This window comes from Mesorhizobium sp. RSR380A (genome assembly GCF_054719385.1).
Map to the genome: position 1 here is coordinate 1316969 of NZ_JBTTIB010000001.1, position 14904 is coordinate 1331872.

Here is a 14904-nt window from a genome sequence, read left to right on the forward strand (position 1 = left end):
GCATCGACGTATCGGCGTAGGCTACGTGCAGTTTCCTGCAGGGGTAAAGGGAGTGGTCCCGATGCTTGTGAACCTTCCTATGCTTGTGAATCTTCGTCTTGTCGCAGTTGGTCCCCTTGCCGATTGGGTCCGTCATCGAGCCGAGCAGAAGGCGCTGTTGAAGGCGACGGACGAGTTGAGCAAGTCACCAGACGACATGCTCAGCGACATCGGGATTTCCCGTGACGACATCACGACGTTTGCGTTCCGCAGCCCGGCGTCGAGACGTTGGGGCTGAGCAACAAAAAAGCCCGCCACCGTGAGGGAGCGAGCCAAATTATTCGAGAAGCAAACTGGATCGTTCCAGGTTCTGTAGCGCGGGAAGCGCCGCCGGTCGCCGAACACCCGGCCGAGGATGCGAATGCAAGAAGATGGCCCTCGTCCGCACACCAGGGAATCGAGAAGGAACGTCTCGTGCAGACTTCCCTTGGCGGCAAAGCGGCCCCCATAGCCTCGCCCGTGATTGTTGCGCCAGCTCATGGTTTGCGGATGACCGCCTCCAAACATAGCGAGCACAACGCACCCGTCCTCCAGTTCCGCGTCTGGATCAATGATAAGGTTTTCAGCCCGAAGCTCGGGGTAGGTGTCTGTCACCGCAAACACATTGTAGGCCCACTTGCTGGCGGCACTGCGAGGCAAAACTGCTGCCCCAGGGTCACGTGACCGTGCCGAGACGATCGCGGGCTATCAGATGCCGTCGACGTTCTCTTGAGCCGCGACCGAAATTCGGCTAGTCGAGTCAGCCGCTTCCGATGATCGCCAGTATATCAAGCAAACGACCAGCCCGGCGTACCCGACTTGCAGAACGATCAGCGCAAGGACCGCACAGCCGAGCGCGGTCCAAATTGAACCGGCTTCGATGTAGGTCCAGATCGCCACAATGATCGCAGTGGCAGACATGCCGACCAAAAACTGTGGAAAATACATTCCTCCGCGTTTCATTAATTTAGCGATTGCGCAATTAGCTGATTCTAAAATATCGCTGCAGCATGATGTCGCATCGGCTAGCACTTACCCATCCACAGAAATGGTCGCTGCAGTCTTTGGGTGTGGGGCCGCACCGGCCACCGCGCGCGAAGATAGAGCCCCCGCGCTGCCTAGATATAGTCATATTAGCAATCACGCCATTAACCCATGTAGGCGCTCCCAAGCCAAAACTCAGGGAATCCCTCTTGAAGGCTCAAACGAGAGGACAAGCTAATACCGTTGAGAGTCGCGGGCATGGACGACGGTATGGGCGAGCATCTTGGGGTTTTCGACCTTGACGCTTTGCGCAAGGCTTTCCTCGAGTTCGTAGAAGAGCATAAAACCACGGATCATCCTGAGTGGGGCGAACTCGCCAAGCTGTTCCTCGAAAATCAACGAGAGCGGCACCAAGAACCGGACCCTGCCCAGCCGGAGGGGTGAACGCACCAGCGCTGTGTGACCGGACCGGCGCAGAAGCCATGACCAGAACAAACCGGGGATTCACGGATTCGCGGTGTCGATCTACATTTGCTCTGAGATGGCATTGGCGTGGCGCTGGCCGGTTAGGTAAGCGAGCCCCTTGTCAGGCAGTCCGGCATGTAGGACATGACCGGCACGTCGGGGAAGCCTCAGGCTAAGTCCACCCTTTCGGCGACACGACGATTCACTTCGATAATCAATTCGAAGACGCTTTCAAGCTCGCCGTTGATCTCGTCGGCAGGAATCCCGGCCTTCTCGGCAGCTGTCATCAACTGGTCTTTCAAGTCGCCAACCGAGATGGGGTCTACCCGCGCCACAATGGGCAGTTGTTTGGCTACCCACTTATCGAGAAACCTCAGGCCACGGACGCTCATTTGTTAGCAACCTCTCATCCTTGACACTGCACCCGCCCGCGGCCGGGTGACACCCGATCGCATAAGCGTGACGATTCCCTCCTATGACTTCCCGTATGCGGTTGTCGATTCGACTTCGAAGGCCGTGATCGGCCAGATATGGAATTAGTCGGCCCGGTCACGCGCATCGACGGCGACAAGGTAACCGTCAGCCTGCGGCCACTGATGACTGTCGACGCCGAGCACGTGCGCGTTGTTGAGAGCCATGTGGGGTCGCCACGGCGAAAAAAGCCGATTGTTGACAAAGCCTAACGGCGCTGCTTGAGGAGATCAAAGGCCTCGTCGCAGGGGCAGCCGCCGGAAAGAATGGGATTCGGGCCGCTTTGGATAATTATGCGGTTCCCGAGCCAGCACCGCGACAAGTACCGAGCAGTCGAGCTCCTCGTTGAACGAAAAGTGCGGGTCAGCCTCTGGCAAGATCTGAGCCAAGCGTAGCGATTTCAACCTGGCTGTCTTGGCGGCACGTTCTGTGCATTCAACCTCATTGATCGCTTTCGCGGACCGCACTGCACCTCGACGTTCTCCCAGCCAACACATTTCCTGGTAGCCTCATTCTCACCTCCCCCCAACGCAAATTTCCACATTCGGATGAACCATGTCGCCCTTCATTCTGATGAAGCCCAAGCTCAAACAGGGTAGTGTGCTGAGAGTTCTGCAAATTCGCTGAGAGGGGGCGGTCATGGCAGGCTGGTGATTGTTCACGTCACCTGATTCCCGCGAAGGAACGCCACCATGACCAAGACTGAAGTTAAGACCGCCAGCGCTGCCGTCAAAGACATTTTGCTTTCGAACCCGGATGGATTGCACGAAGTGCTCCGTGCGGTGATGCAGGAGGTGCTTGAGGCCGAGATGGACGAGGCGCTGGGTGCCTCGAAGAGCGAGCGCACGCCCGAACGGCTTGGCTATCGCTCGGGCTATTACGGCCGCACCCTGGTCACCCGGGTGGGCAAGCTTGAGCTGCGGGTTCCACAGGACCGGGCCGGGCGCTTCTCCACCGAGCTGTTCGAGCGCTACCAGCGTTCCGAGCGGGCCTTGGTGGCGACACTGGCGGAGATGTATGTGCAGGGCGTGTCGACCCGCAAGGTGAAGGCGATCACGGAAGAACTGTGCGGCCATGCCTTCTCGGCCTCGTCGATCTCGGCCATCAACAAGCGGCTGGACGAGAGCCTCGCTGCCTTTGCCAGGCGCCCCCTTCAAGAGCCGTTTCCTTACCTCATCCTCGATGCGCGCTACGAGAAGGTGCGTGAAGCCGGCATCGTGATGAGCCAGGCGGTGCTGATCGCGGTCGGTATCGACTGGGACGGAAGGCGCCAGATCCTGGCCGTGGAGATGGCCAATCGCGAGAGCCGCTCGGCCTGGAGGGACTTCCTCGTCGGCCTCAAGGCGCGCGGCCTCAAGGGCGTCGAGTTGGTTGTGTCCGACGATCACGCCGGCCTGGTGGCAGCGATCGGCGAGGTGATCCCCGAAGCCGCCTGGCAACGCTGCTACGTGCACTTCCTCAGGAACGCGCTCGATCATCTGCCGAGGAAGCACGGCGACGACTGCCTGCAGGAATTGCGCTGGCTCTACGACCGGCGCGATCTCGCAGAGGCCAGGGCTGATCTTGCCGCATGGCTTGCCAAATGGTCGGCACGCTATCCGCGCCTGACAGGCTGGGCCGAGGATGCCATCGAACAAACCCTGACCTTCTTCAGGCTGCCGAGACAGCACCACAAGCATCTCAAATCCACCAACATGCTGGAGCGGCTCAACGAGGAAATCCGCCGGCGCACCTATGTCGTGCGCATCTTCCCCAACACCGAAAGCTGCCTGCGCCTGGTCAGGGCCTTGGCCGTCGAGACCAACGCAAACTGGATGGAGGCCAACCGATACATCAACATGGACGACCTGCGCGAGCACAAGAAGCTCGCTCTGCGCCAAGCCGCATGACCAGCATCATGGCTGCCCCATTTTGCAGAACTTGACGCACACAACCAATGGTTGCCGATAGCCGCATGCCGAGGCCTAAGCTCATCAACAGTCGCACGATTTGGGATCGTGTCACCCTCGATATCGCTTTCTCCTCCCTGCCAGACAAAGATAACGGCCTCCAAGAACTGTTAGATCGGAGTAAGCAGAAGGCGGCAACAAGATAGGAAGCTACGCGCATTGCGTATACGCTGTGGGCGTAGTACCATTATCCTCCGAGTGGAATGATGACGTGAACGAGAATGACAAGCTTGCGCGAGATGTGAAAGCCTGGCGTTCGAAGGGAGGTTTCACTGCTGAGAGTGCAGCGAAGGTGTTGGGAATACCGAAACGCACATACGAGGGCATCGAGCAAGGTCGAGGTTTCCCGTACCCGAAACTCCTACGCGTTGCCCTCGAAAGCAAAAACCTTTCGCTTGAAGCGATGATAGAGGTCTCTCCGCATGTGAAAAAGCGGCGGTAGAGGACTGGAAGGAGGCCTAATCGCCCGGCCATTCAAGGGTGACACTTTCCCCGGCGTTTCGTCGCGCCTCAAAAATGGAAAGACAGTCTATCGCTATCGTGCAGAGGGAATGCCTGAAATCCGCCTCCCCGGCCAGCCCGGTGATCCGGAATTCGAGGCTGCCTACAAAGGGCGACCCAGAGCCAGGGCCTAAAGGCAATTATTATCGACCTACCCGGTCGGGCGTTGCCAAAGACGTTCGGTCATGCAGCGCGGCGACTTGAAGGGACTATGGAATGGCTGGACGAAGCAACGCAGCGGAAGAATGCCAGGCTGATTGAACGCTTCCTTCGGAGCAGGTCGAACCTGCCTACCCGCTGACTTGGCGCGATACGCCAGTAGAACATCTCGACGCCGACCATCTGCGTGCGATTGTCGAAAGCGCCTTTGCCGCCAACCGGACGGTTGCCAAGCACCTGCTGGTCGCAATCAAGAAGCTCCTGTGGGTGGGGATCGAAGTTGAGAAATGGATCAAACCGCAGAACAATCCCTCACTGTCGATCCGCGTCCGCATTCCTAAATCCACCACCAATCCCGCGTGGCCGGTCCCCATTCGTGAAAAGTTCGAGGCGCGCCATCCGATCGGCTCCCCGCCGCGCACCTGTTACGCGCTCGCCTTTTGGCTCGGCAACCGACGAGGCGATATCGCCTCGTTGCAATGGGACGATTTGGTTTTCGAGGAGATCGAACTGTTCGATGGCTCCCTAGGGGTGATCGAAGCCTTCGATTTCCGGCAGAAGAAGAACCGCAACCGTCACGGCGGTCGCGAGATGTTTATCCCCATCCTCGACAAGCTGGCGCAAGCCTTGGCGCCGCTCGACCGTTCGAAAGGCGGAACGGTACTGAAGAATGCCTATGGGCGTCCATTCGCGGAAAAGAGCCTCACCGGCATGATGGCACATTGGAACAAGCAGGCCGGCATTCCGGAGGGCTACACTCTCCACGGGCTACGCCGCACCTTCGGCACGTATCTCGCCGAATGCAACATCCAATCGCGTGCCATCATGGAGGCGATGGGGCATTCTTCCATGACGGTGACGGACGAATATGTCCGGGAGGCTAACAAGAAGCGAATGGCCGTCGACATAGCCCGCGCCATCAACGAGCGCGAGGCCAAACGATGCGATGAAGCACCGAGCGGCCCTGCGCGTCGTCAAGTAAGTGAAATCAACCGACCATGAGCAGGGTCCCATATCGGGTGCCCTTTTCTTCGGGCCCATAATGGGCCCAAAACGTTTTGGGCCGAGGCATATCTTTAATAATGAAATCAATGGTTATGGTGGGCCCGGAGGGACTCGAACCCCCAACCAAGCGGTTATGAGCCGCCGGCTCTAACCATTGAGCTACAGGCCCCACGCGCGCTGGATTAGTGTTTTTCCTTGCGCGGCACAAGGCTTTCCGGACGGGCTGGCCGAGATCGCCCAAATCAGCCCATATTCGCGCCCTAGTCGACAGGCGCGACTGGATCGCACACCGAGGAGATTTTCATGACCAGACATATTTTGCCGCTCGCACTTGCCGCCGCGATCGCTTTTCCGGCGATGGCAAGCGCTGCCGATTCGCTGCCCCCGCCCCGCATCATCGTGTCGGGTGAAGGCCAGTCGACCGTGGCGCCTGACCTGGCGCTGCTGACGCTCAGCGTCATGCGCGAGGCCAACACCGCACGCGCGGCACTCGACGCCAACAACGACGCCATGGCCGCCGTGATCGCGGCAATGAAGTCGGCAGGGATCAAGGACCGCGACCTGCAGACCGCCGGCATCCAGATCAACCCGCGTTACAACTACACCAACAAACCGGACGGCAGCCAGGAAGCCGAGCTTGTAGCCTACCAGGTGACCAACACACTCTCGGTGCGCATCCGCGACATCGACAAGACAGGTGAGATTCTCGACAAGGCTGTGTCGCTCGGCGTCAACCAGGGCGGCGGCATTTCGTTCTCCAACGAAGACCCGAAAGCTGCCGTCACCGAAGCCCGCAAGAAGGCGGTCGCCGATGCCATGGCCAAGGCCAAGACGCTGGCCGAAGCCGCCGGCGTCAGCATAGGCCGGGTGCTGGAAATCACCGACCAGAACGTTGCGCCGGCGCCGATGCCGATCAATGCCAAGGCCTTCGATGCGGCAGGCGCCGCGGTTCCCGTGCAGGCCGGCGAGAATGCCTACGCCGTGCAGGTAACAGTGACATTCGAGCTTAAGTAGCAGGCCGCCGGGCCGGGCGCGGTTCTGCTGAACCCGTCGGCCGGAACCGCAGATTTCCGACATGAAAAACCCCGGAGGACTGGCCTCCGGGGTTTTTTCGAGCCGCACCTTTCCGCGGAGGGAAAGGGGCTCCTGGCTGACCCTAGAAGGGTCATGCCGCTACTCCAGGCTGATCCTCGCGGAGGATCATGCCTCCGGATCGACCTTCGCAGAAGGTCGTATCCCAGACTGATCTTCGCAGAAGATCAGTCTGGTTCTCTTAGCGATAGATAACCGGGCAGCCGCGCTCATTGGCGAACACGACCACCACGCGATCGCCATACTGGCGGCCGGCGACCTTCACCACGCGGCGATTGACATCGACGATGCGGACGCGGTGCAGGCCCATGCGCTCGGCCTTGTCGAGAGCGCGGTCCGGCGAGCAGCGGCGCCAATTGCGGTCACGGCGAAAGCCGTCCTCATCGTCGCCGGTGTAGACGCCGACGCGGCGGTCATGGTTGTTGCCGAAGCCGAGATAGATCGAGTCCGCCTGAGCGGGCACTGCGGCAAGGGTGCCGAGAGCTACGAGACCCGAAAGGGCTGCCGTCTTGAATGAGTTGAACATTGTCTTCTCTCCTTGTTGAGGGCTTGCGCCCGTCTTGGTCGAACCGATGGGGGGAGAATGCTCCTTGCAATCTGAACTCTTCGCGAACCGGCCGTTCATTTTCGGTTAATCTAACCGACAGGTTGAAAGCAACCGCCCCTTCCACCGCTGCAAACGATCCTGACCGTCAAAAACGTCCAATGGCGCAGAACGCCCTATGGCAACGTCCGTTCCAGAATGCTCAGGGCTCGTCGTCGAGCATATAGTCGAAATAATCGTCCGGCTCGGCCAGATCGGTCTCACTGGCGCGGACGCGGCCGCGCATGGAGATGCCGGCATCATGAACGGTCTCGGCACTTCCCGACACCAGCCTGTGCCACCAGTAGAGGTCGTGCCCCTCGGCAACCAGCCGGTAGGCGCAGGTTTTCGGCAGCCAGGTGATGGTGCGCACATTCTGCGGCGTCAGCCCGACACAGTCGGGCACGCGCGCCAGCCGGTTGGCATAGTCCGAACAGCGGCAGCTTTGCCCATCGAACAGCCGGCAGCCGACTGATGTCCAGTAGATCTCGCCGGTATCCTCGTCCTCGAGTTTAGACAGGCAGCATTTGCCGCAGCCGTCGCACAGCGATTCCCACTCGGTGGGCGTCATCGCTTCCAGCGTCTTGATCTTCCAGAACGGCGTTTCCATTATGGGCTGAGATGTGGCCTCCGCATGCGGCAAGGTCAAGCTGTTGTGTGACTTCAAATTCCGGCCGCACCATAGGAAAAACATGAAGTTGCCTTCAAAACGCCGGTCAATCGTCCTTGGGTGCGGGTAATGCCTGCAAACCGGAACCAATCCGGTCAAGGACAGTTTGGGCAGGGATGGGACCCCACAAGGAGAATTTAAGATGAAACGCCAACCACGGGTACTGGCAGGTACGGCACTTGGCCTGCTTATGGCATCCGCGCCGTTGGGCGCATCCCCGTTGCAGGGCAACGCCGTTTTCGGCCCCTTGCAGCACACGGCCGCGCCACTGATCCTGGTCCAGGACGACCCTGCTGCAGATGGTCAGCAGACCGACCAGGAACTGCCGCGCAAAAAGAAACGCCAGCAGGCCGAACAGGCAGCGCCGGCCGCCGAGCAGCCTGCACCGGCTGCAGAGCAACTCGCCCCTGCCGCCGAGGAACAACAGCCGCGCAGGAAGAAGCGGGATCAGCAGCAGACCGAGCAGGCCCCGGCCGAACAGGCCGCACCTGCCGCCGAGGAACAGCAGCCGCGCAAAAAGAAGCGCAATCAACAGCAGCAGATCGAGGCGGCGCCTGCGGATGAGGGCGGCGCCCAGGCAGCGCCGGCGACCGATGAGCAGCCGCTCAAGCCACGCAAGAAGAAGCGTGACCAGCAGCAGATCGAGGCAGCACCGGCTGAACAACCGGCCGAACAGGTAGCTCCGGCAAATGAAGAACAGCCGCTAAAGCCACGCAAGAAGAAGCGCGACCAACAGCAGATCGAAGCGGCGCCCGCTGAACAGCCGGCCCAGCAGCCTGCCGAGCAAGCAGCGCCCACCGAACAGGTGGCGCCGGCAAACGACAACAAGTCGGGCAAGAAAAAGCGCAAGCAGGATCAGCAGATTGAGGCCGCGCCTGCCGACAAAGCGCCAGACGTCAAAGTTGCGCCTGCCGGAGAGCCCGCGCCGCAGGCCGAGCCGATTCAGCCCCCGGCCGATCAGCAAGCGGCTCCCGCCGAAGGTGAACAGCCGAAGGATCAGGCGAAAAAGCACGGCAAAAAAACTGTCGGCGAACAGCCGGTGACGGGCGAACAGCAGCCTGCGACCGGTGAACCACAGCCTGCGGAGCAACCGGCCAATGCCGAGCAGCCCGCGCAAGGTGAGACGCCGGCGCAAGGCGAAGCCACGGCCAACCCCGACGAAGCACCCATCCTGGACAGCCAGAAGGATGCCAGGCGCAAGCACCGCAAGGACCAGGGCGGCAACAGCCAAAATGGGAACGGCCAAAATGGGAACGGCCAGAATGCTGGCGGCCAGACGGGCGAGCAGCCCGCGCAGGGCGGCACCGAGGCGCAAGCCCCGAAGCCGGCTCCGGTCGACCAGGGACCGCCGCCCACCGACGACAAGTCAGCTCAGCAGGCAATTCAGCCAGAAAAGATCGCCCCGGTGACGGAGGAAAAAGGCAAACGCGTCGAGCGTGCACCCGATGAGAACGTCCGCGACCGCCGGCGTCCGAAAGGCGTCGACGTCGTCAAGGAACTCGGCGACCGCGTCATCCTGCAGTTCAACAACCAGACGATCGTGGAAAGCAATGACGCTCCGCGCATGCACCGCGGCGCCAGGAATGTTTACTATGAGGAACTGTCGGGCGATCGCTCTCGGGAAATCGTCGAGCGCGACAATGGCATCCAGATCGTCACCATCCGCAACCGCAATGGCGACGTCATCAGGCGATCGCGCATCACGCCGGATGGGCACGAATATGTGCTGAGCTATGTCGACGAGCGCAGCTATGACGACGACAATGACTGGCGCGATCCCGGTGACGACCTGCCGCCGATGCGGCTCACCATCCCGCGCCGCGAGTACATCCTCGATTCGGAAGATGTCGAAAGCCCGGACGATTATTACGAGTTCCTCGAACAACCGCCGGTGGAGAAGGTCCAGCGCCTCTATTCCATCGACGAAGTGAAGCGTTCGGCGCGCGTGCGCGACATTGCCCGTCGCGTCGACCTCGATACATTGAACTTCGAGTTCGGCTCGGCCTCGATATCCGACACCGAAGTGCAGAAACTGGAAGGCGTCGCCACGGCCATGGAGAAACTGTTGAAGAAGAACCCGGCCGAAACCTTCCTGATCGAAGGCCACACCGATGCGGTTGGCACGCCGGAAGCAAACCTTGCTCTGTCCGACCGGCGCGCTGAGTCTGTCGCCGAAGCGCTGACCAATGCCTTCGGGATCCCGCCGGAAAACCTGACCACTCAGGGCTATGGCGAGGAATACCTGAAGGTCAACACCACGGCGCCCAACCGCGAGAACCGCCGTGTCGGCATCCGTCGCATCACCTCGCTGGTGGCACCGGTGGCGAGTAACAATTGATCTGCTTTCCAATGGCTTGAGCAGCTTTCTGGAATCAGATCGACAACAAGGACCCATCCCGGCAGATCGGGATGGGTCGAGCTGCGGACAGCAATCCCGGTTCAGCAAGAATTGTACTGGTATTAGAACCGGCTCATTGAATAGAGCGGCCGCCCTCCCCAGATTCAAGCCTGGGCGTTCCCTGCCCCGTCCCGACTCCAGCGGGATGCATTGAACCCCGCCGGCCCTCCCGGCGGGGTTTTTTGCGTCGCAATTTGCCTTGCAAACTGCGGCAAGCTGATCGAAATACCCCAGTCGACCTCAGAAAGCTGACCGGAACCGCTGCATGAAACGTCTCGAACTCGCCATCGAATCGATCATCCTCGCCTCACGCTGGCTGCTGGTGGTTTTCTACATCGGGCTGGCCCTAGCGCTCGCCGTCTATGCGCTGTCCTTCGGCAAAAAACTCTACGAGTTCGTCATGGTCGCCTTCACACTCGACGACACCGACACCATCCTGAAGATGCTCGGCCTCATCGACGCCGCACTTGTCGCCTCGCTGGTGGTGATGGTGATCATCTCCGGCTACGAGAATTTCGTCAGCCGCTTCGACGACCAGGATGGCGGTGTGCACTGGCTGGGTACGATCGATGTCGGTTCGCTGAAGGTCAAGGTCGCCTCGACCATCGTCGCTATTTCCTCGATCCACCTGTTGCAGGTGTTCCTGAATTCGTCTTCCTATACGATCGACCAGTTGATGTGGCTGACCATCATCCACCTCGCTTTCGTCGTCTCGGCGCTGATGCTGGCCTATATCGACCGGCTGATGGGACTGAGCAAAGGCAAGAAGGGCGAGGAGTGATGAGCCCCTTTCTCCCCGTTCATGGGGAGGTGATGCTGGTCCGCACAGCGGGCGAAAAGCCAATTGCTTGGTTTTTCGAAAAACGCCGGCAGGTGGATGAGGAAGCAGCGCCGTCGGCCCGTGATTTCCGTCAGTAGATGCTTTTGACGTTCGTCGGCGAATTGGCAAATACCGCGTCCGGCACGAAAAAGTCTCCGGCCAGCGGCCCGGTCGCGCCCGGCGCATAGACCGCGAAATCGGTCACGCCCTCGGCCCGCAGCACCTCTTCATCGATGTAGAAATTGCCTGATGTCTCGCGCGATGAGCGCAGGAAGATGGCGTGTGCGGCATCGGCCATGATGTCGGGTAAGCGGCTCATCGCCGCCACCGTCGCGCCGCCGAGCAGATTGCGCACCGCAGCCGTGTCGATGGTCGAGATCGGCCACAGCGAATTGACCGCGATGCCGTCCTTGGCAAACTCGGCGCTCATCCCCAGCGTGCACATCGACATGCCGAACTTGGCCATGGTGTAGGCGACATGGTTCTTGAACCATTTGGCCTTCATGTCGAGCGGCGGCGCCAGATTCAAGATGTGAGGATTGCTTGCCAACTTCAGGTGCGGAATGCACATTTTCGACACCAGGAAGGTGCCGCGCGTGTTGATCTGGTGCATCAGATCGTAGCGCTTCATGTCCGTCTCCAGCGTGCCGGTGAGCTGGATGGCGCTGGCATTGTTGACGCAGATATCGATGCCGCCGAACTTTTCGACGGTCTTGGCAACCGCCTCAGCCACCTGCGCCTCCTCGCGGATGTCGCACAAAACAGGCAGCGCCTTGCCGCCGGCCTGCTCGATCTCCTCAGCTGCCGAGTAGATCGTGCCCGGCAGCTTCGGATGCGGCTCGGCGGTCTTGGCCGCGATCGTCACATTGGCGCCGTCGCGCGCAGCTCGCAGCGCGATCGAAAGACCGATGCCGCGCGACCCGCCGGAGATGAACAGCGTCTTTCCCTTGAGCGACATGTCTTGGCACCTCCCTTGCTACATCACTGACGCGAACCATTGCGCGGCGGCAATGCACCGCGCAAGGCCTCGGCAGCCTGCAACGGGTTACGCAACGTAGGCTCAAATGGATAAGGGGGTTAGACCAGCACTAGGCCCTGCCGCATCGCGATCGCGATGGCATCCGTGCGGTTCGCAGCACCCAGCTTGATCAGGATCGCGGCGACGTGGAACTTTGCCGTGTGCACGGAGATGTTCAGCCGCCGCGCGATCACCTTGTTGGGCGCGCCTTCGGCCAGCAGCGCCAGCACTTCGGCCTCGCGCGGCGACAGCGCCGGACGGGCGGTAGCGCCATCGTCCAACGGCTCCTCGCCGAACAGCCCGCTATGGCTTCCGCCGTTGGCGGCGCCATCGAAATCGTCGTGGCGAGCGGGCGTCGAACGCCCATCCCTGGACACCCGGTAGCCGGCCGCCGCCAGTCTGACGGCAGCCGCGATCAGATTCGCATCCGACGCCAAAGGCAGCACGGCAAGCACCCGGTTTTCCGGCCGGCCAGCGCTCGCGGATAGCAGCACCCGTGGGATTGCGCTGTTGCCACCATCGGCCCGATCGAGCCAGGCCGCACTGTTCGCAACAGCGTCATCGACGACAGCGACGTCGGCAATCCCGCTGCCGGCCACGACCGGAAGCAGATCGTCCGCCATGGCAAGCGAAGCTGACAGGCGCTCGGCACGCGCGGCATCGTGCAGCGCGATCAGCACCACGAGCTGGCGTCCGCCGCCCGCCACCTCCGGCCCACCCACCTCCGGCCCACCCGCCTCCGGCCTTGTCAGCGTGTCGCTTTCCATCGGCCCTCTCAGCTCAGCGGTTTTTCACCGACGGTCAGCGCGACGTCGCGCTGCTCGCCGCCGCGCACCACGCCGAGCGTCACCGCGGCGCCCGCGCTATCCGGCCCAAGCTTTCGGATCAGTTCGCGCGGGCCGTGCACGGCCTCGCCATTCCACGCCACGATGATGTCGCCCAGCGCAAGGCCGGCGGCCTTGGCCGGACCATTGTCGTCGAGGCTCATGACCATGGCGCCGCGCGCCGCGCCGTCACGGATCGGGTGCAGGCCGGCGCCGAGATAGCCGCGCGCGACATGGCCCTTTTCACGCAGCGTCGCCACGGCCCGCTCGATCGTCTCATAAGGCATGACCAGCGCACGACCACGTGGCCCAAACAGCAGCATGCCGATCAGCGCGCCCTTGGCGTCAAGCACCGGCCCGCCCTCGAAACGGCCGCCGGCATTGACGGCGAGATTGATGCGCCGATCGATGGTGCCGCCGCGCATCGAGCGCCAGGCGGGGCCGACCTCGCCGACCGAGCCCGAGATAGCCAGCGCCGAGCCCTGACTGCTGCCGACAGCGATGGCGACGTTGCCCGGCCGCACCCCATCCGCCTTGGCGAGCGCAGACGCCGCGGCCGCGCCGGCCGGCTTCAGAAGCGCTACGCCGGTCGACGGATCGCGACCGACCAGTTCGGCCTTCACCGCTTCGCCCGAAGCCAATGTCAATTCGATCTCCTCACCGGCCTCGACAGCTTCCTCGGCGGTGACGAAATAGCCGTCACGCCAGTGGAAGGCGCTGGCGGTGCGATGGTGATGGGTGGCGAAACTTGCCGTTGCCGGCGCAGCCTTGGCGGCGAGATCGGCGATGGCCTCGGAAAATGCATTAAGGTTGAAGTCACTCATGATGATCTCCTGGGTTTTCTCATGCCCCAGATATCGCTCGGCAGTGCGCCCGGAGGTACTCGTCTGACGGCTAGTTACTGGTTTGACTGGCCATCTGGTCAGGTCGCGGCAGTTCGAGCCGCTCCGCACATATAGTCATCATCGCGCCTGAAAACACGGAGCCCCGCCAATGGCCCTCGCCGCCCACAAATTCGAAACCGACGACACACTGCTCGACGCCTATTCGACGACAGTCGCCGACGCCGTCGACCGCATCGGCCCAGCCGTCTGCCGCATCGAGCGCGTCGGTGGCCAAGGTGGCCATGGCTCCGGCTTCGTCATCGCGCCGGACGGGCTGGTCGTTACCAATTTCCATGTCGTTGGCGATGCCAAAACGGTGCGCGTCTCTATGCCCGACGGCGCCTCCAGCGAAGGCCGCGTGCTAGGCCGCGACCCTGACACCGACATCGCGCTGGTGCGCGCCGATGGCAGCTTCACCGAAGTCGCGCCGCTCGGCGATTCCAAGCGGCTGCGGCGCGGCCAGATCGCCATTGCCATCGGCAATCCGCTCGGCTTCGAATGGACCGTAACGTCAGGCGTGGTCTCCGCACTTGGCCGTTCGATGCGCGCCTCGACCGGGCGGCTGATCGACGATGTCATCCAGACCGATGCCGCGCTCAATCCCGGCAATTCCGGCGGACCGCTGGTGTCGTCGGCAGGCGAGGTCATCGGCGTCAACACTGCCATGATCCACGGCGCGCAAGGCATCGCCTTCGCGGTCGCCTCCAACACCGCCAATTTCGTCATTTCGGAGATCATCCGCTTCGGCCGCGTGCGGCGCGCCTTCATCGGCATCTCGGCCGACACCACCAACCTGCCGCGCCGCGCAGCGCTCCTGTCGCAGGTGACTACCAGTACGGCGGTGCGGTTGCGCAGCGTCGAGAAGGATGGCCCGGCGGCGAAGGCCGGCCTCCGGGAAGGTGACATCATCGCGGCAATAGACGGTCGCCCGGTCACCGGCGTCGACGACCTCGTGCGCATGCTCGACGCCGAACGCATCGGCCGCGAGACGCTGTGCACAGTGGTGCGCCGCACCGGCGTCAGCCAGGTGACGGTGACGCCGGTAGCAAGGGCGAGCTGAGCC

16 protein-coding genes and 1 tRNA gene are annotated in these 14904 nt (G+C 61.8%); 8 read left to right on the forward strand and 9 right to left on the reverse strand.

Features of this window, described 5'->3' with window-relative positions:
• Nucleotides 1-132: 132 nt before the first annotated feature.
• Entirely contained in the window at nucleotides 133-633 is a 501-nt protein-coding gene (locus ACYG9Z_RS06280) for a hypothetical protein (protein WP_156931613.1), read from the reverse strand.
• A gap of 93 nt (nucleotides 634-726) precedes the next feature.
• A complete protein-coding gene (locus tag ACYG9Z_RS06285; protein WP_348524880.1) occupies nucleotides 727-1050 on the reverse strand; it encodes a hypothetical protein in 324 nt (107 codons plus the stop codon).
• A gap of 210 nt (nucleotides 1051-1260) precedes the next feature.
• Between ACYG9Z_RS06285 and ACYG9Z_RS06290 the strand changes: the two genes are divergently transcribed.
• Entirely contained in the window at nucleotides 1261-1446 is a 186-nt protein-coding gene (locus ACYG9Z_RS06290) for a hypothetical protein (protein WP_023833470.1), read from the forward strand.
• 188 nt (nucleotides 1447-1634) lie between these two features.
• Here ACYG9Z_RS06290 and ACYG9Z_RS06295 read toward each other — a convergent pair whose 3' ends face one another.
• On the reverse strand, nucleotides 1635-1859 hold the full coding sequence (locus tag ACYG9Z_RS06295; protein ID WP_023753006.1) for a DUF768 domain-containing protein: 225 nt from the start codon (nucleotides 1857-1859) through the stop codon (nucleotides 1635-1637).
• A 771-nt stretch (nucleotides 1860-2630) separates the two neighbouring features.
• Between ACYG9Z_RS06295 and ACYG9Z_RS06300 the strand changes: the two genes are divergently transcribed.
• The 3 genes from ACYG9Z_RS06300 to ACYG9Z_RS06310 all read left to right on the forward strand — a co-directional run bounded on the left by ACYG9Z_RS06300 (nucleotide 2631) and on the right by ACYG9Z_RS06310 (nucleotide 5549).
• Nucleotides 2631-3827 (forward strand): IS256 family transposase, encoded by a 1197-nt coding sequence (locus ACYG9Z_RS06300; protein WP_460222884.1) that lies wholly within the window; start codon nucleotides 2631-2633, stop codon nucleotides 3825-3827.
• A gap of 271 nt (nucleotides 3828-4098) precedes the next feature.
• Nucleotides 4099-4329, forward strand: coding sequence for a helix-turn-helix domain-containing protein (locus ACYG9Z_RS06305; protein ID WP_084566247.1), 231 nt, complete (start codon nucleotides 4099-4101; stop codon nucleotides 4327-4329).
• 485 nt (nucleotides 4330-4814) lie between these two features.
• Nucleotides 4815-5549: a tyrosine-type recombinase/integrase gene (locus ACYG9Z_RS06310; protein ID WP_245259832.1), complete on the forward strand. Its 735-nt coding sequence runs from the start codon at nucleotides 4815-4817 to the stop codon at nucleotides 5547-5549.
• 96 nt (nucleotides 5550-5645) lie between these two features.
• On the opposite strand, the gene ACYG9Z_RS06315 is transcribed toward ACYG9Z_RS06310, so the two are convergent.
• A tRNA-Ile gene (locus tag ACYG9Z_RS06315) sits at nucleotides 5646-5721 on the reverse strand.
• A gap of 134 nt (nucleotides 5722-5855) precedes the next feature.
• Here ACYG9Z_RS06315 and ACYG9Z_RS06320 point away from each other — a divergent pair.
• Entirely contained in the window at nucleotides 5856-6566 is a 711-nt protein-coding gene (locus tag ACYG9Z_RS06320) for an SIMPL domain-containing protein (RefSeq protein WP_023686087.1), read from the forward strand.
• Between the two features lie 259 nt (nucleotides 6567-6825).
• Here the strand turns inward: ACYG9Z_RS06320 and ACYG9Z_RS06325 are convergent, their stop codons facing one another.
• Both ACYG9Z_RS06325 and ACYG9Z_RS06330 read right to left on the reverse strand, forming a co-directional pair.
• Complete coding sequence (locus ACYG9Z_RS06325) at nucleotides 6826-7170, reverse strand: hypothetical protein (RefSeq protein WP_023672466.1); 345 nt, start codon at nucleotides 7168-7170, stop codon at nucleotides 6826-6828.
• A 220-nt stretch (nucleotides 7171-7390) separates the two neighbouring features.
• Nucleotides 7391-7837, reverse strand: coding sequence for a YcgN family cysteine cluster protein (locus ACYG9Z_RS06330; RefSeq protein ID WP_023686086.1), 447 nt, complete (start codon nucleotides 7835-7837; stop codon nucleotides 7391-7393).
• Between the two features lie 202 nt (nucleotides 7838-8039).
• Here ACYG9Z_RS06330 and ACYG9Z_RS06335 point away from each other — a divergent pair, with 202 nt between their 5' ends.
• Both ACYG9Z_RS06335 and ACYG9Z_RS06340 read left to right on the forward strand, forming a co-directional pair.
• Nucleotides 8040-10235: an OmpA family protein gene (locus ACYG9Z_RS06335; protein ID WP_023751188.1), complete on the forward strand. Its 2196-nt coding sequence runs from the start codon at nucleotides 8040-8042 to the stop codon at nucleotides 10233-10235.
• A 325-nt stretch (nucleotides 10236-10560) separates the two neighbouring features.
• Entirely contained in the window at nucleotides 10561-11076 is a 516-nt protein-coding gene (locus ACYG9Z_RS06340) for a TIGR00645 family protein (protein WP_023672463.1), read from the forward strand.
• Between the two features lie 130 nt (nucleotides 11077-11206).
• Here ACYG9Z_RS06340 and ACYG9Z_RS06345 read toward each other — a convergent pair whose 3' ends face one another.
• The 3 genes from ACYG9Z_RS06345 to ACYG9Z_RS06355 all read right to left on the reverse strand — a co-directional run bounded on the left by ACYG9Z_RS06345 (nucleotide 11207) and on the right by ACYG9Z_RS06355 (nucleotide 13781).
• Nucleotides 11207-12073: an SDR family oxidoreductase gene (locus ACYG9Z_RS06345; protein ID WP_023741127.1), complete on the reverse strand. Its 867-nt coding sequence runs from the start codon at nucleotides 12071-12073 to the stop codon at nucleotides 11207-11209.
• Between the two features lie 119 nt (nucleotides 12074-12192).
• Nucleotides 12193-12900, reverse strand: a complete 708-nt coding sequence (locus ACYG9Z_RS06350; RefSeq protein ID WP_156931471.1) for a helix-turn-helix transcriptional regulator — start codon at nucleotides 12898-12900, stop codon at nucleotides 12193-12195.
• An 8-nt stretch (nucleotides 12901-12908) separates the two neighbouring features.
• Nucleotides 12909-13781, reverse strand: a complete 873-nt coding sequence (locus tag ACYG9Z_RS06355) for a S1C family serine protease (RefSeq protein ID WP_023751190.1) — start codon at nucleotides 13779-13781, stop codon at nucleotides 12909-12911.
• A 169-nt stretch (nucleotides 13782-13950) separates the two neighbouring features.
• Here ACYG9Z_RS06355 and ACYG9Z_RS06360 point away from each other — a divergent pair, with 169 nt between their 5' ends.
• Nucleotides 13951-14901 carry a S1C family serine protease gene (locus tag ACYG9Z_RS06360; RefSeq protein ID WP_023748202.1) on the forward strand — a complete coding sequence of 317 codons (951 nt, stop codon included), beginning with the start codon at nucleotides 13951-13953 and terminating at the stop codon, nucleotides 14899-14901.
• Nucleotides 14902-14904 lie beyond the last annotated feature (3 nt).

Excerpts from the sequence above, each read along its gene's own strand:
- ACYG9Z_RS06290 (WP_023833470.1), top strand. The coding sequence starts at position 1,261 with ATGGACGACGGTATGGGCGAGCATCTTGGGGTTTTCGACCTTGACGCT.
- ACYG9Z_RS06295 (WP_023753006.1), bottom strand. The coding sequence starts at position 1,859 with ATGAGCGTCCGTGGCCTGAGGTTTCTCGATAAGTGGGTAGCCAAACAA.
- ACYG9Z_RS06300 (WP_460222884.1), top strand. The coding sequence starts at position 2,631 with ATGACCAAGACTGAAGTTAAGACCGCCAGCGCTGCCGTCAAAGACATT.
- ACYG9Z_RS06320 (WP_023686087.1), top strand. The coding sequence starts at position 5,856 with ATGACCAGACATATTTTGCCGCTCGCACTTGCCGCCGCGATCGCTTTT.
- ACYG9Z_RS06325 (WP_023672466.1), bottom strand. The coding sequence starts at position 7,170 with ATGTTCAACTCATTCAAGACGGCAGCCCTTTCGGGTCTCGTAGCTCTC.
- ACYG9Z_RS06330 (WP_023686086.1), bottom strand. The coding sequence starts at position 7,837 with ATGGAAACGCCGTTCTGGAAGATCAAGACGCTGGAAGCGATGACGCCC.
- ACYG9Z_RS06335 (WP_023751188.1), top strand. The coding sequence starts at position 8,040 with ATGAAACGCCAACCACGGGTACTGGCAGGTACGGCACTTGGCCTGCTT.
- ACYG9Z_RS06340 (WP_023672463.1), top strand. The coding sequence starts at position 10,561 with ATGAAACGTCTCGAACTCGCCATCGAATCGATCATCCTCGCCTCACGC.
- ACYG9Z_RS06345 (WP_023741127.1), bottom strand. The coding sequence starts at position 12,073 with ATGTCGCTCAAGGGAAAGACGCTGTTCATCTCCGGCGGGTCGCGCGGC.
- ACYG9Z_RS06350 (WP_156931471.1), bottom strand. The coding sequence starts at position 12,900 with ATGGAAAGCGACACGCTGACAAGGCCGGAGGCGGGTGGGCCGGAGGTG.
- ACYG9Z_RS06355 (WP_023751190.1), bottom strand. The coding sequence starts at position 13,781 with ATGAGTGACTTCAACCTTAATGCATTTTCCGAGGCCATCGCCGATCTC.
- ACYG9Z_RS06360 (WP_023748202.1), top strand. The coding sequence starts at position 13,951 with ATGGCCCTCGCCGCCCACAAATTCGAAACCGACGACACACTGCTCGAC.